Source organism: Actinoplanes sp. NPDC049598 (assembly GCF_040675435.1).
Lineage (GTDB): Bacteria > Actinomycetota > Actinomycetes > Mycobacteriales > Micromonosporaceae > Actinoplanes.
Genome location: NZ_JBFAOX010000026.1, coordinates 113,753 through 126,819 on the forward strand (window position 1 = coordinate 113,753; position 13,067 = coordinate 126,819).

16 protein-coding genes and 2 pseudogenes are annotated in these 13,067 nt (G+C 71.7%); 9 read left to right on the forward strand and 9 right to left on the reverse strand.

Annotated features, from left to right (window positions below):
* Positions 1-74 precede the first annotated feature (74 nt).
* The 4 genes from AB0J66_RS39925 to AB0J66_RS39940 all read left to right on the forward strand — a co-directional run bounded on the left by AB0J66_RS39925 (position 75) and on the right by AB0J66_RS39940 (position 3,984).
* Complete coding sequence (locus AB0J66_RS39925) at positions 75-1,832, forward strand: GAF domain-containing SpoIIE family protein phosphatase (protein WP_364672376.1); 1,758 nt, start codon at positions 75-77, stop codon at positions 1,830-1,832.
* 18 nt (positions 1,833-1,850) lie between these two features.
* Positions 1,851-2,405 carry a TetR family transcriptional regulator gene (locus AB0J66_RS39930; protein WP_364672378.1) on the forward strand — a complete coding sequence of 185 codons (555 nt, stop codon included), beginning with the start codon at positions 1,851-1,853 and terminating at the stop codon, positions 2,403-2,405.
* 67 nt (positions 2,406-2,472) lie between these two features.
* A complete protein-coding gene (locus AB0J66_RS39935) occupies positions 2,473-3,219 on the forward strand; it encodes a muconolactone Delta-isomerase family protein (protein WP_364672380.1) in 747 nt (248 codons plus the stop codon).
* A gap of 54 nt (positions 3,220-3,273) precedes the next feature.
* On the forward strand, positions 3,274-3,984 hold the full coding sequence (locus AB0J66_RS39940) for a Clp protease N-terminal domain-containing protein (protein WP_364672382.1): 711 nt from the start codon (positions 3,274-3,276) through the stop codon (positions 3,982-3,984).
* Positions 3,985-3,997: 13 nt separating this feature from the next.
* Here the strand turns inward: AB0J66_RS39940 and AB0J66_RS39945 are convergent, their stop codons facing one another.
* The 3 genes and pseudogenes from AB0J66_RS39945 to AB0J66_RS39955 form a co-directional block, all read right to left on the reverse strand.
* Positions 3,998-4,984 carry a hypothetical protein gene (locus AB0J66_RS39945; protein WP_364672384.1) on the reverse strand — a complete coding sequence of 329 codons (987 nt, stop codon included), beginning with the start codon at positions 4,982-4,984 and terminating at the stop codon, positions 3,998-4,000.
* Between the two features lie 69 nt (positions 4,985-5,053).
* Positions 5,054-5,299 (reverse strand): hypothetical protein, encoded by a 246-nt coding sequence (locus AB0J66_RS39950; protein ID WP_364672407.1) that lies wholly within the window; start codon positions 5,297-5,299, stop codon positions 5,054-5,056.
* A gap of 145 nt (positions 5,300-5,444) precedes the next feature.
* Positions 5,445-5,621: pseudogene (locus AB0J66_RS39955) on the reverse strand (alcohol dehydrogenase catalytic domain-containing protein); the annotation flags it as partial.
* Between AB0J66_RS39955 and AB0J66_RS39960 the strand changes: the two are divergent.
* Entirely contained in the window at positions 5,556-5,990 is a 435-nt protein-coding gene (locus AB0J66_RS39960; RefSeq protein WP_364672386.1) for a TetR/AcrR family transcriptional regulator, read from the forward strand. The pseudogene AB0J66_RS39955 and the gene AB0J66_RS39960 sit on opposite strands and share 66 nt — an antisense overlap.
* Here the strand turns inward: AB0J66_RS39960 and AB0J66_RS39965 are convergent.
* Positions 5,987-6,922 (reverse strand): zinc-binding dehydrogenase, encoded by a 936-nt coding sequence (locus AB0J66_RS39965; RefSeq protein ID WP_364672387.1) that lies wholly within the window; start codon positions 6,920-6,922, stop codon positions 5,987-5,989. The two genes, AB0J66_RS39960 and AB0J66_RS39965, sit on opposite strands and share 4 nt — an antisense overlap.
* A 49-nt stretch (positions 6,923-6,971) precedes the next feature.
* Between AB0J66_RS39965 and AB0J66_RS39970 the strand changes: the two genes are divergently transcribed.
* Together AB0J66_RS39970 and AB0J66_RS39975 are read left to right on the forward strand one after the other, a co-directional pair.
* A complete protein-coding gene (locus AB0J66_RS39970) occupies positions 6,972-7,553 on the forward strand; it encodes a helix-turn-helix domain-containing protein (RefSeq protein WP_364672389.1) in 582 nt (193 codons plus the stop codon).
* Between the two features lie 10 nt (positions 7,554-7,563).
* Positions 7,564-8,052 carry a hypothetical protein gene (locus tag AB0J66_RS39975; protein WP_364672391.1) on the forward strand — a complete coding sequence of 163 codons (489 nt, stop codon included), beginning with the start codon at positions 7,564-7,566 and terminating at the stop codon, positions 8,050-8,052.
* Here the strand turns inward: AB0J66_RS39975 and AB0J66_RS39980 are convergent.
* Complete coding sequence (locus AB0J66_RS39980) at positions 8,035-8,412, reverse strand: hypothetical protein (protein WP_364672393.1); 378 nt, start codon at positions 8,410-8,412, stop codon at positions 8,035-8,037. The two genes, AB0J66_RS39975 and AB0J66_RS39980, sit on opposite strands and share 18 nt — an antisense overlap.
* A gap of 99 nt (positions 8,413-8,511) precedes the next feature.
* Between AB0J66_RS39980 and AB0J66_RS39985 the strand changes: the two genes are divergently transcribed.
* Both AB0J66_RS39985 and AB0J66_RS39990 read left to right on the forward strand, forming a co-directional pair.
* On the forward strand, positions 8,512-9,777 hold the full coding sequence (locus tag AB0J66_RS39985; protein ID WP_364672395.1) for a histidine kinase: 1,266 nt from the start codon (positions 8,512-8,514) through the stop codon (positions 9,775-9,777).
* 4 nt (positions 9,778-9,781) lie between these two features.
* Entirely contained in the window at positions 9,782-10,474 is a 693-nt protein-coding gene (locus AB0J66_RS39990; RefSeq protein WP_364672397.1) for a response regulator transcription factor, read from the forward strand.
* Between the two features lie 140 nt (positions 10,475-10,614).
* Here AB0J66_RS39990 and AB0J66_RS39995 read toward each other — a convergent pair whose 3' ends face one another.
* The 4 genes and pseudogenes from AB0J66_RS39995 to AB0J66_RS40010 form a co-directional block, all read right to left on the reverse strand.
* A complete protein-coding gene (locus AB0J66_RS39995) occupies positions 10,615-10,965 on the reverse strand; it encodes a hypothetical protein (RefSeq protein WP_364672399.1) in 351 nt (116 codons plus the stop codon).
* A 164-nt stretch (positions 10,966-11,129) separates the two neighbouring features.
* The gene (locus tag AB0J66_RS40000; RefSeq protein ID WP_364672400.1) at positions 11,130-11,945 is read right to left on the reverse strand and encodes a formate/nitrite transporter family protein; all 816 of its coding nucleotides are present in this window, start codon (positions 11,943-11,945) and stop codon (positions 11,130-11,132) included.
* Between the two features lie 90 nt (positions 11,946-12,035).
* The gene (locus AB0J66_RS40005) at positions 12,036-12,707 is read right to left on the reverse strand and encodes a response regulator transcription factor (protein ID WP_364672402.1); all 672 of its coding nucleotides are present in this window, start codon (positions 12,705-12,707) and stop codon (positions 12,036-12,038) included.
* Positions 12,708-13,067, reverse strand: a pseudogene (locus AB0J66_RS40010) (hypothetical protein); the annotation flags it as partial.

A 13,067-nucleotide genomic window follows, 5' to 3' on the forward strand; every position in this document is an offset into this window, starting at 1 on the left:
GATCGGACGGTGTCGGCCGCGGGTGAACAGGGGCATACTGGCCGGATGCCGATCACCGGGAAGACCGACCTCGCGTGACGGCTGATCTCGATCGCTTCCTACGGGAGGCGCTGTCCGAGGACGGGCGCCTGGAGGCGTTACGCCGCACGGGGCTGGGCGCGGCCGCCGACGAGGCCTTCGACCGGTTCGCCGAGATCGTCCGCCGGTCGCTGGGCGTGCCGGTGGCCCTGGTCTCCCTGGTCACCGACGACCGGCAGGTCTTCCCGGGCGCCTGCGGCCTGGGCCACCCCTGGCAGGACGACCGGCAGACGCCGCTGTCGCACTCGTTCTGCCAGCACGTGGTGGCCACGCGGGAGCCCCTGATCGTCGTCGACGCCCGCGCCGACGAGCGGGTCCGGGGCAACCTCGCCATCGACGACCTGGGTGTGGTCGGTTATGCCGGGATGCCGCTGACCGACGAGGACGGGCACGTGCTCGGGTCGCTCTGCGCCATCGACAGCGCGCCCCGGAACTGGACGAAGGCCGAGTTGTCGCTGCTGGCCGATCTGGCCGCGGCGTGCTCGGACAGCCTGCGGGCGCGCATCGCCAAATTCCGGGCCGAACGCCAGGAGAGCCGGGTCCGGCTGCTGCTGCACGCCAGCGCGGCGCTGGCCGACGCCGACACCGTCGACAAGGTGGTCGACGCGGTCCGCGACCTGGTGACCGGCACGCTCGACCCGGCCTATGTCGGCGTCTCCCTGCTCAGCGCGGATGAGCGGATGGCGCTGCCGTCGAAGCGGTTGCTGCCGCCGACGGTGGCCGACCGGTGGGCGCTCTACCCGGCCGGCACCAGCACCCCGTCCGCCCTGGCCGCGCGGACCGGGCGGCCGGTGCTGCTGGCCGACCTCGCCGCGGTCGCCGCCGTGACGCCGGCCGCGGTCAGCACGTTCGAGGAGATGGGCTGGGAGTCGGCGGCCAGCGTGCCCCTGCTCGGCCCGTCCGGGCCGGCCGGAGCGCTGACCTTCGTCTGGAAGCAGCCGAACGTCCTGGAACCGGGCGAGCAGGCGGTCCTGGCCGCGCTGGCCGGCTTCGTCGTGCAGGCGCTGACCCGCGCCCGCGTGCTCGAGGACCGGCGCACGGCCGCCGCGGTGATGCAGAAGGCGCTGCTCAGCCCGCTGCCCCGGCACGATCACCTGCGGATGGCAGCCCGTTACGTGCCGGCCCACCACGAGGACGACGTCGGCGGCGACTGGTACGACGCGCTCAGCCTCGACGACCGCCTCGTGCTGGTCATGGGGGACGTCTCCGGGCACAGCATCGGCGCCGCCGCGGCCATGAGCCAGTACCGCAGCATGCTGCGGACCCTGGTCATCGACCGGCACGAGCCCCCGTCGGCGGTGCTGCGCCGGCTCGAGCACACCGGCCGCTCGGCCGGCATCACCGAGCTGGCCACCGTGCTGCTGGCCTACCTCGACCCCGCCCCGGCCGGCGGCTACCTGCTGACCTGGGCCAACGCCGGGCATCCGGCCCCGGTGGTGCGGCTCCCGGACGGCCGGGTCGTGACGCTGGAGGGGCACGACCCGCTGCTCGGCGCCGTCCGGCGGGCCTCCCGGCGCAACCACACCCACCTGCTGCCGCCGGGCGCCATCCTCCTGCTGCACACCGACGGGCTGGTCGAGAGCCGCTCGGCCGGCTACGACGAGGGCCTGGCCCAGGTGCGCCACCTGCTCGCCGGCCACCCCGGCGGCGACGTCGGCCCCTTGGCCGATGAGCTGATGCGCCACGCCGAGGCCCAGGCCCGCGAGGACGACGTCGCCCTCCTGCTGATCGCCAGCCCGCCGGCCGAGGCCTGAGCTGCGTATCCTGCTGCCATGCCCCGGTGGGAACACGGCAGCGAGGAGCGGATGAAAAAGGCCGCCATGGAGTTGTTCGAAGAGCAGGGATTCGAGGAGACCAGCGCCGTCCAGATCGCGGCCCGCGCCCGGGTCACCACCCGGACCTTCTTCCGGTACTTCCCGGACAAGGAGGAGATCCTCTTCGCCGACGCGGACGCGCTCAACGAGGCGCTCACCGAGGAACTGCGCCAGGTGAGCGACCTGACGGATCCGTTGCGGGCGGTGACCCGGACCCTGGCCGGTCATGACTGGGCCCGGCTCGGATCGCGGGAAGCCCTGCGCCGGCGGGATCGGATGATCGCCTCGCACCCCCGCCTGCTGGAGCGGGATCTGATCAAACAGCAGCAGATGGCCGACGGGTTCCGCGACGCCCTCCGGGGGCGCGGAGTCGATGACGACGTGGCGGAACTCGCGGCGGGCGCGGGCGCCCAGGTCTTTCGTATGGCCTATCGGCGCTGGCTGCAAGGCGACGCCGAGCTGTCCACCGTGACGGACGACGTGATGGCCCTCCTCACTCGGCTGGCCTCTTGATGTCGCGCCGTGACATCGCTAGATTGATGTCACGGCGCGACATTGCGCCACGATGGGAGGTCTCTCCATGGTTCCGGTCACGATCGTGCGTCCCGGCGAGGGCGAGCTCATCGCCAGCGGGCCGTCCCAGATCCGCATCCTCGAGGACGGCCGCCACACCGGCCACCGCCTCGGGATCGGCCTGATCACCATCCCGCCGCACCGGCCCGGGCCCCTGCAGCATCGCCACGCCCAGCACGACGAGGGCTTCTACATCCTCTCGGGCGCCGTGCGGTTCACCATCGGGCGCGACGACCACGACGCCGAGCCCGGCACGTGGGTCCTGGTCCCGCCCGGCGCGCCGCACACCTTCGCCGCCCTCGGCGACGAGCCGGCGGTCATCCTGTCCACCTTCACGCCCGATCTGTACGTGCAGTACTTCCGCGACCTCAAGCAGATGGTCGACTCCGGTCAGCCGATGACTCCGGAAACGATGGTCCCGCTCTGGTCGCGGTATGCCACCGAGATCGTTTCCCCTGACACCCGGACGTTCATGGTGGTCGGCACCCTGCGCGCCGACACGGACCTCGACGAGTTCAACGCGCTGCGGGAGGACGAGCAGAAGCAGCTCGAGGCGCTCCGCTCCGAGGGCAAGGTCGGCGCCCATTACGTCGCACCGGGCCGGCGGGCCACTTTCGTCGAGGTGATCGCCGCCGATGAGGAAGAGGCGGCGAAAACGCTCCAGACTCTTCCGTTCGCTCGCTTCTTCGACGCGGACATCTACCCGACCGCGCCGCCGGACGCGGCCGAGCTCGCCCACCGGGCCCGCCTCTGACTGCTGCGTCAACTCAAGGTTGACGATTGGGTCGCGTCAACCTATGGTTGACGCATGACGACATCTGAGGGTGGAACGACGATTCGGCTCGACGACCTGATCGAGTCGATCAAGAAGAGTCACTCGGACTCGCTCGAACAACTGAGCGGGGCGGTGCTGGTGGCCGAGCACCTCGGTGACGTGGCCGACCATCTGATCGGGCACTTCGTGGACCAGGCGCGGCGATCGGGGGCCTCCTGGACCGAGATCGGGCGCAGCATGGGGGTCACCAAGCAGGCGGCGCAGAAACGGTTCGTGCCCAAGGGCGACGCGCCGGCCCTCGACGCCAGCCAGGGGTTCAGCCGGTTCACCGACCGGGCGCGCAAGGTCGTGGTGACCGCGCAGGAGGAGGCCCGGAACCGGAGCAACGACCAGATCACCGTGGGGCATCTGGTGCTGGGGCTGGTGGCGGATCCCGAGGCGCTCGGGGCGCGGGCCATCGTGGCCCAGGGCGTCTCGCTCGACGACGTGAAGCGGACCGCCATCGCGACGCTGCCCGGCGCGGCCGAGACGGTGGCGGCCATGATCCCGTTCGACGCGCACGCCAAGAAGGGCCTCGAGCTGACCTTCCGGGAGGCCCTGCGGCTGGGCCACAGCCACGTGGGCACCGAGCACATCCTGCTCGCGCTCCTGGAGCTCGAGGACGGCACGGGCGTGCTGACCGGCCTCGGCGTCGACAAGGCCACCGCCGAAACGGCGATCACGGCCGCGCCGGCGGCGTCATGAGATCCGGGCCCTCCTAGGAACGGGCCCACTTCGAGACAGCCTCGAAACCTTCGGACGACTTCATCCAGAAGTAGCCGTAGGCCGGGACACTGCCCAGGTACGAGCCGACCGGGGCGAGCAGCCGCTGAGTGCCGGGGCGGTCGTGATCGGCCAGATAATTGGCGAGAGCCAGCCAGTGGCGCAGGGTGACTCCGCAGGCGATCAGGCGGGGCTCCCCGGCCGCCTGCCATTTGGCCGCGCACCAGGCGATCTCCTGCATCACCTCGGGGCGGCGGAAGTACTCGCTCTTCGCGGCCAGCGACTCGGCGCGGGTCTCGAAGCCGTACTCACGCAACGCATACTCGAAGTGGGCGAGCAACGGCAGCATGACCACCGATGCCCCGGCGGGCGCGGCGGCGGCCGGGCCCCGGGCTGCCGCGAACATCTGCTCGTGCGAGCCGTACCACTTCTCGCAGAGGAAGCTCACCGCCCTCAAGTGCGCGTCGAAATGGTACGGGTCCCGGTCGGTCGCTTCCTTGAGGGCAACCTGGAAGTCCTCGAGATGCTGATGCCCGTTGGCGACCATCGCGTCCATCCGCGTCACCCACGGATAGGGGTCGGCCGGGTTCATCGCGACCGCCCGCTCACCGGCCTCGGCGGCGAGAGCCGAGAGCCGGTGGAATTCGCGGAACTGCTCCGCGCTGGTGTTGCGCGCCGACGCCGCGCCCCGGGCCTGCTGGGCCAGCTCCCGCAGGCCGTTCGCCCGCAGGATGGCCACGCTGGGATCTCCCGGCGCCGCCGCCTCCCAGGCATCCACCCATTGCGGAGCGTGCCCGGCGGCGATGCCCAGCACCGCGAGCCGCCGGCTGCGCAACTCCCAGTCCGGCCCGGTGTCCTGCAGCAAATGCGCGGCCGCGGCCCAGTCACCAGCCATCGCCCGGTCGCGGGCGGCACGCAACTGCAGGTCGGCTTGCGAATGGTCGAGATCCGGCTTGAAGCCCTTACGGAAGCGTCCGAACATCGGGCGATCATAGGAGCACCCGCCGGAGGGCCGCTCAGGCGCGGCCCGGCGGAACGCGGTTGCTCCCGGTCAGTCAAGGTCGGCGAGGTCCAGCACGAAGCGGTAGCGGACCTCCCCCTTCTCCAGCCGGCTGAGGGCCTGGGCGACCTGGCGAGAAGGAAGCAGCTCGATGTCGGCCGCGATGCCGTGGTCGGCGGCGAAGGTGAGCAGCTCGGCGGTGTGTTTGGTGCCGCCGGTGCCGGACGAGCTGATGCTCTTGCGGCCGAAGACCAGGTTCATGAGGTTCAGCGGGATCTCGCGCGGATAGCCGAGCACGCTCAGGGTGCCGTCGAGGCCGACCAGGCGCAGCAGGGCCGGGATGTCGTGCGGGCCGGGGACGGTGTCGAGGATCCTGGTAGTAGAAGTTCTCCTGGCCGGCCCGGCACATGGCGCACTCGCCGCAGGAGTCGACGAGGGTGCCGACCGCGACCCGGTCGCCCACCGCGAAGCCGGAGGCGCCGGCGTCGGTGACCGTTCCGGTGAACTCGTGGCCGGGCACGAGGCCGTCGACCGGCTTGCCGACAAGGCCCAGGTGTCCGGGTACTTCGGCAGCAAGGACGGGCTGTTCGACGCGGTCGTCGCCGAGCGCACCGGCCACCTGCTCGACACGGTCGCCTTCGACGCGAGCGACCTGGCCGGCTGGGCCGTGGCCATGTACGACGAGACGCTGCGGAATCCCTCGCTCGTACGGCTGGTGGCGTGGTTACGGCTCGAACGCCGACCGGCCGGGCGGCTCACCGACCATCCGCACGACGAGCCAAAACTCACGGCGATCGCACGGGCCCAGGCGGCCGGCCAGGTGCGGACCGGGGATCCGCTCGACCTGTTCAGCCTGGTGCTCGCGATGGCGTTCACCTGGTCAGCGGCCGGCATCGTCTACGCCGCGGGGCCGGACGACCCCGCGGTCGAGCAGCAGCGGCGGCGGGCCCTGCTGCACGAGAGCGTGGCCCGGGCGGTGGCTCCCTAAGGCGTGAGCACGAACCGGCCGAAGACGCCGCCGGCATCCATCTGACGGTGCGCCTCGGCCGCCCGGTGCAACGGCAGCACATCGTGCACCACGGCGGTGAGGTCCTCGAGTGACGAGGCCCGGGCCTGCTGGAGCGCGGCGTGCGGCACGGTGGCGGCGCTGAACGTGGAGACGGTCAGCGACTTCTGGAACGCGGCCATCAACCGGCCGCCGAGATCCGCCGGCGGCGGCCCACCCACCGCACCGATGATCACCAGGCGGCCGTTGGGGGCGAGCCGGTCGAGCGGAAGCCCCTCCCCCGCGACAACATCGACAATCACGTCGTACGCCTCGGGGCCGTCACCCGCGCCGCCCCGGTCCAGAACGTGCGTGGCGCCGAGCTCGCGCAGCCGCCGCCCCCGCTCAGCCGACGAGGTCGTGACCGCGACGACGGCGGCCTCCCCGCCGGCCGCCAGCTGGACGGTTGCGATGCCGAGGCTGCCGGAGGCGCCCCGCACCAGCACCGACTCCCCCGGCCGGAAGTGCGCGTGGGCCAGCCCGAAGCGCGCCACCGGGCCGGAGCTGCCGAGCGTCACCGCCTCGATCGCGGACCGGCCCGCCGGCAGCGGCACAACGTCACCGAGCGGAGCGACCGCCCGCTCGACATAGCCGCCACCGGTGCCGGTGAACGCCCACACCCGCCGCCCGATCCAGGCCGGGTCGACGCCCTCGCCGACCGCGGCCACCGTCCCCGCCACCTCGCTCCCCGGGACAAAGCCCTCTCGAAAGCCGTAAGCGGCAAGCGCACCCCGCCGAATCAGCACATCAGCGCCCGCAACCCCGGTCGCCTCGACCTCGATCAGCACCTGCCCGGCCGCCGGCTCGGGGTCGGGCAGCTCGACGACGGCCAGCCCGTCCGGACCGCCGAATTCCTTGATGATCACTGCTTTCATGCCACCCGACGCTAACGGACGCCCCCGTCCACTTGGCTAAAGTGAGAGCGTGAGCGCCCGTTTGCCTCAGACCCCGCCCACCCCGGCACCCGCCGCCGGGGCGCAAGCGATGCGCTCCGACGCGCGGGACAACCGGGAGCGCATCCTGGAGGCGGCGCGGGAGGTCTTCGCGGCCGAGGGGCTCGACGCGCCGCTGCGGGAGATCGCGCGGCGGGCCGGGGTCGGGCCGGCCACCCTCTACCGGCGCTTTCCGACCAAGCAGGCGCTGGTGGCCGAGGCCTTCACCGAGCAGATGTACGCCTGCTACGCCATCGTCGACGACGGCCTGGCCGACCCGGACGCGTGGCGGGGCCTGAGCGCGGTCGTCGAGCGGCTCTTCGAGCTGCATGCCCGGGACCGCGGTTTCGCCAAGGCCTTCATCGACACCGCCGCCCGCGAGCGTGGCCTCGCCTCCCTGGCCGAGCTGCTGCGCCGGGCCGAACAGACGGGGAAGCTGCGCGCCGATGTCACCGTCGACGACCTGGTGCTCGTCCTGCTGGCCAACTCCGGCTTGCGCGCCACCTCGGAGACCACCCGCCGGGCCGCCTCCCGCCGCTTCGCGGAGCTGACCCTGCGGGCGTTCGCCGCCTAGCATGTCCACTGTGGCCAACATCTTCGTGCCGTACCAGTCCTATCCCGCGCTGGACATGCCCGCCGCCGGGCTGACCGACGGTTCGAGCGGCGCGGTCTGGGTGGCGCTGCCGGCCCACTCGGCGCTCCCCGGCCTGTCCACGCCGACCATTCGGTTGCCGATGGACCCGGACCGGGCCGCGGGGGCCGAGCGCTGGGCCGCGATCCAGCGGCGCAACATCCGGGTCGTCCAGCCCCTCGCCATCTTCCTGGTGTTCGCGGCGATCGGATCCCTCTACGTCGGCTTCTGGCTGGACACGCCCTGGTACATCCCGGTCCAGCTCCTGCTGTTCGCCCTGGCCGGCACCGTGCTCTACCGCGGCCGCCGGCGCGAGCGCGAGGCCCGCCCCGCCTCGTACCCGGCCCAGGTCTCCGGCGGCCTGCTCATCACCAATGTGAAGGAAGACGTGGCTCTCGAGTGGGCCCGGCGCAACGCTTTCGTCTCAGTGCAGCCGGGCTAGACCACGCCTGAGCAGCCAGGCGGCGGCTCCGCAGATCGCGCCGACGGCCAACCCGGTGAAGAGACTGCTCACCGTCATCGCGCCACGAAGAAGCAGGGCCAGGCGGGCCTCCCCGTCCCACAGCACGTTGTGGATGACGCCCAGCGCCACCCCGTAGACCCCACCGGCGGTCAGCAGCGACAGGAAAGGATTCGACGACCACCGCACGGCCACCACCAACCACACGAGCAGCGGCAGGAAGACCAGCGCCGCGTTGATCCCCGTCCGCTCCTGCACCAGGTCGAGATCGTGCAGCACCGCCCGCGGCGCCGCCAGCAGTCCGAGCACGACGATCACCCAGGCTCGCAGACCAAGCTTCATGCCGCCGACCGTAAAGCCGCTTCTTGCTGCCGCCGTTCCGCTGCGGGCAACCGCTTTTGTCGCTTCTGGACGTACAGATGTACTCCTAGGATCGAGGGGGTGAAACGAGACGCCGTACTGGCGATCGGCGTGGCCGCCACGCTGGCCGTCGTGGTCTCAGCCGAGCAGGGCGGCCGCAACGGCCCCGGAGCATACGTCTGGGCCGTGGCCCTTGGCGCCTTGATGCTGCGCCGTCGGTCCTACCCGCGGCTGGTCCTCGCGCTGACTGTCTTCGGTCTGTTCGCCTACTACACCGCCGGCTACCCGGCGATCGGGGTCGCGGTGCCGGTCGCCGCCGCCCTCTTCTCCGCCGCCGAGGCCGGCCACCGCCGCTCGGCCGTCACGGCCGCGGTGGTCGCCTTGGGCGTGTCGTCGGCCTTCCGCATCCTCGACGGCCAGAGCGAGCGCTACGTCCTGCTCTACGATCTGGTCGGCCACCTCGCGCTGGCCGTGGCCGCCATTGCCCTGGGTGAGCTGGTCCGGGCCCGCCACCGCCTCCACGAGCTTGCCGAACACCAGATCGCTCTCGCCGCCGAGCACCGGCTGACCGCCCACAAGCAGGGCCTTTCCCGCGAACTGCATGACTCGATCGGCCACACCCTGACCGTCGCCGCCATCCACGCCGGTGTCGCCCGACAGGAGAATCACCGCGACCCCGCCACCGCGTCCCAGGCCCTGGACCAGGTGACGACATCGATCTCAGCCGCCCTGACCGCCCTGCGCACCGCCGTGCGCCAGTTGCACACCACCCCGCCGACCAATACCACCGCCGGCCCACCGCACACCTCGCTGCCGACTCGCGCCGATATCGAGGCCCTGGCCGACACCGCCCGCGCCGCCGGCTACCACGTCCGTACCCGCTTGGGCCAGGTCGACGGCCCGGCCGCCGCCGTCGCCTTCCGCGTGATCCGCGAGGCCGTCACCAACACGCTGCGCCACTCACCCTCGCGCTCGATCGACATCACCCTTCAGCAAGATCAAAACCACGTGGCGGTACGGATCGACGACGGCACCGGCCTCGACGCCCTCACCACCGAGCTCGCGGCCCTGGGCGGCACCCTCACGGCCGCCGCCACCCCCGGCGGCTGGCGCGTCGAAGCAACGATCCCCCACCACGACACACCCGCCGAGCCGGCCGCCGGCGCTCGCGCCACGGCGAGCACTCGGCACCGTCAGCCCACCCGCCCATGCAGCAACGGCGACAACCGCGACGGCCAAGAGCGGCAAGATCACCTGGAAGACCGCGACCACCACGACCCGCAAGAGCGCCGAGAGGGCCGCGACGGCGAAGAACCACGCGATGGCGGGTCGCGGCGTGCGGGCTGACGGGGTGACGCGAGTGGTGCTCGTGGACGACCAGGCGATCGTGCGGGCCGGGCTGACCGTGTTGTTGCAAGGTGGGGGCGGTGAGCCGATCGCGGTGGTCGGGGAGGCGTCGGACGGTGCGCAGGCCGTCGGGGTCGTACGGCGTACGGCGCCGGACGTGGTCCTGATGGATGTGCGCATGCCGGGTGTCGGCGGGGTGGCCGCCACGCGGGCGGTCCGGGCGGATCCGGGCTGCGCCGGCGTGGCCGTGCTGATGCTGACCACGTTCGACACGGATGACGAGGTGCTGGGGGCCTTGCGCGCGGGGGCCGACGGCTACCTGCTCAAGGACACCGACCCGGCGCGGCTGCGGGCGGCGGTGCGGGCGGCCGCGCGGGGCGAGCCGGTGCTTTCTCCCGGCGTGGCGCGGCGGGTCATGGCGACGGCCGCGGAGGCGCCGGGGCGGCCGGAACCCGATCCGCGGCTGGCGCGGCTGAGCCCGCGGGAGCGGGAGGTGCTGGTCGCGGTGGCCGGCGGCGGCGACAACGGTGAGGTGGCGCGGGCGATGCGGCTGAGTCCGGACACCGTGCGCACCTATGTGAGCCGGATATTGGCCAAGCTGGGCGCGACGAGCCGGGCCCAATTGGTGGCGATCGCGCACCGCAATGGTCTGATCACCTCAGGCGATCATGCGGGTGGAATCGGCCGAAAGTACTAGTGGAATTGCTTTGCGGAAACGACACGCCGATAGGGCTGTCACTTCCCATCGGCGGGAAAGCGTAAACCTGGGAATTGCCTGGGCAACAAAAACGAGGACCGCACCCGTCGCCGGGGTGCGGTCCTCGTTCGGTTACGGAATTACCGGTGGCCGTGCGGGCGGTTCGGCTGGCCGTGGCCGTGGCTGCGAACGTCCTTGCTCACCTTCAGCGCGACCCAGCCGCGCTTGAAGCCGCGCTGCACGCGGTCGCAGTCGAACCGGTTCCACTTGTGCTGGAACTGACCGATGCGGCCGACCTTGTTGCAGGTGCTCTGCGTCCGGTAGTAGCCGACAAGGCGGTCGCCGCGGGGGCTCCAGTGGTCGCTGGCCGACGCGGTCGTGGCGCCCTGAGCCGGGCCCGCGAGGGCGACGGCGGCGGGGGCGACGCCCATGGTCAGGCCGGCGGCCAGGGCCACACCGGTCATCGTGATCTTGCGCGTGACCTTATTCATGACAACTGCCTTTCTCTCTCATCAAGGCGGTGCTTGATGAGGAGAATGCTAAGAGGCACGCCGCATTTCCAAGGCGCTGAAACGCAGCCACGAAAGAGTGAATGATTTCCGTCCGGCAAGCGATGAATATTGAAGATCAAATTGCCATAACGACGATGACAAGATTATTTGGAATCGTCACGCAGATACAGATACCAGTACGAGCTGGCGACGAAGACGACCGCGCCGACCAGGTTGCCCAGGCCGGCCAGCAGCCAGTTGCGCAGCGTGTCGTCCCAGCCGAGCCCGGGCACCCCGGCGAAGATCGCGGCCGGCAGGAAGAACATGTTGGCCACGACGTGGTCAAAGCCCATCGCGACGAAGGCCATGATCGGGAAGAAGATCACCAGGATCTTGCCGGAGAGCGTGTCGGCCGCCAGGGACATCCAGACGGCCAGGCACACCAGCCAGTTGCAGCCGACGGCCCGCAGGAAGATCTGCCAGTTGCTCTCGTGCAGGCCCTTCGCCTCGGCGATCCCGGCCAGCCGCTCGTACGCCATGCCGCCGGTGGTCCCGGCGTCGCTGCCGACGTCGCCGATCACGCCGGTCTGCACGGCCAGGAAGTACGCGACGAACACCGCCCCGGCCAGGTTGCCGGCCAGCACGAGGGTCAGGTTGCGGGCGACGTCCCGCCCGGACAGCCGGCCCCGCATGGCGCCCATCGGCACCAGCAGCATGTTCCCGGTGAGCAGATGCGAGCCCGCCACCAGGACCAGCACAAGCCCGAGGGTGAACGCCGCCCCGGTGAACAGCGTCGGCAGGCTCCCCCACAGCCGCGGGTCCAGTCCGGACGACACGGCGATGGCCACCAGCCCGCCGAACGCGATGTAGGCGCCGGCCAGGAACCCGCCGATCAGCGTCTTGTCCCACCGGAGATCGGCCTTCTTGACCCCGGCGGCCACCGCGGCCTGGGCGATCTCGGGTGGTTCCTTGGCCGGCATCGCACGCCTCCCGCCTGCGTACGGTCACGGGACCGTCACGCGCCCACGGTGATACCCGCCGATGCGCCGGCTAGTCGGGCCGGTCCATGGTCATCCCAGCCAGCCGGGGCGGATCAGGCCGGCCTCGTACGCGTAGACGACCAGCTGGGCACGATCGCGGGCGCCCAGCTTGATCATCGTGCGGCTGACGTGGGTCTTGGCCGTGGCCGGGCTGATCACGAGCCGGGCCGCGATCTCGTCGTTGGACAGTCCCTCGGCGACCAGGACGAGGACCTCACGCTCCCGGTCGGTCAGCTGGTCGAGCTCGACCGGCGGGGTCGCCTGCCGCCCGCGGGTGCCCCCGGCGAACTCGCCGATCACCCGGCGCGTCACGCTCGGCGACAGCAGCGCATCGCCGGCGGCGACGGCCCGTACGGCCCGGATCAGCTCGACCGGCTCGGTGTCCTTGACCAGGAAGCCCGAAGCCCCGGAACGCAGCGCCTCGAAGACGTACTCGTCCAGCTCGAAGGTGGTCAGAATGACCACGTGCACGCCGTCCAGACCCGGCTCGGCGGCGATGCGGCGGGTCGCCTCGAGACCGTCGACGCCCGGCATCCGGATGTCCATGAGCACGACGTCGGGCCGCGTCTGCTGGGCCAGCTTGACCGCCTCGAGCCCGTCCGCCGCCTCGCCGACGATCGTGATGTCCGGCTCGGCGTTGAGCAGCGCCCGGAACCCGGCCCGCACCAGCAACTGATCGTCCGCCAGCAACACCGAGATCATCTAGCACTCCCCCTCTTCGCCCGGAGTGGGCAGCAGCACCGACACGAGAAACCCACCGTCGACCGCCCCGGCCTCCAACGTCCCGCCCAGGCTCTGCGCCCGCGCCCGCATCCCGGCGATCCCGGTCCCGCCACCCGCGCCCGTCGACCCGCCGGCCCGCACGCCGGTTTTGTCCCCGGCCATCGAACCCGCCCGACCAACATCTCGCGTCTCGGCCCCGCCGCCCGGCACCGCGCCCGGCCCTCCCACCCCGCCGCCCGGCACCGCGCCCGGCCCTCCCACCCCGCCGCCCGGCACCGCGCCCGGCCCTCTCACCGCGCCGCCCCACGCCTCCGTGAAGTCCGAAATATCGGATTTATC

What these genes read in the sequence shown, in the direction of transcription:
- AB0J66_RS39930 (WP_364672378.1), top strand. Translation starts at nt 1,851, where the DNA reads ATGCCCCGGTGGGAACACGGCAGCGAGGAGCGGATGAAAAAGGCCGCC.
- AB0J66_RS39935 (WP_364672380.1), top strand. Translation starts at nt 2,473, where the DNA reads ATGGTTCCGGTCACGATCGTGCGTCCCGGCGAGGGCGAGCTCATCGCC.
- AB0J66_RS39940 (WP_364672382.1), top strand. Translation starts at nt 3,274, where the DNA reads ATGACGACATCTGAGGGTGGAACGACGATTCGGCTCGACGACCTGATC.
- AB0J66_RS39945 (WP_364672384.1), bottom strand. Translation starts at nt 4,984, where the DNA reads ATGTTCGGACGCTTCCGTAAGGGCTTCAAGCCGGATCTCGACCATTCG.
- AB0J66_RS39965 (WP_364672387.1), bottom strand. Translation starts at nt 6,922, where the DNA reads ATGAAAGCAGTGATCATCAAGGAATTCGGCGGTCCGGACGGGCTGGCC.
- AB0J66_RS39980 (WP_364672393.1), bottom strand. Translation starts at nt 8,412, where the DNA reads ATGAAGCTTGGTCTGCGAGCCTGGGTGATCGTCGTGCTCGGACTGCTG.
- AB0J66_RS39995 (WP_364672399.1), bottom strand. Translation starts at nt 10,965, where the DNA reads ATGAATAAGGTCACGCGCAAGATCACGATGACCGGTGTGGCCCTGGCC.
- AB0J66_RS40000 (WP_364672400.1), bottom strand. Translation starts at nt 11,945, where the DNA reads ATGCCGGCCAAGGAACCACCCGAGATCGCCCAGGCCGCGGTGGCCGCC.
- AB0J66_RS40005 (WP_364672402.1), bottom strand. Translation starts at nt 12,707, where the DNA reads ATGATCTCGGTGTTGCTGGCGGACGATCAGTTGCTGGTGCGGGCCGGG.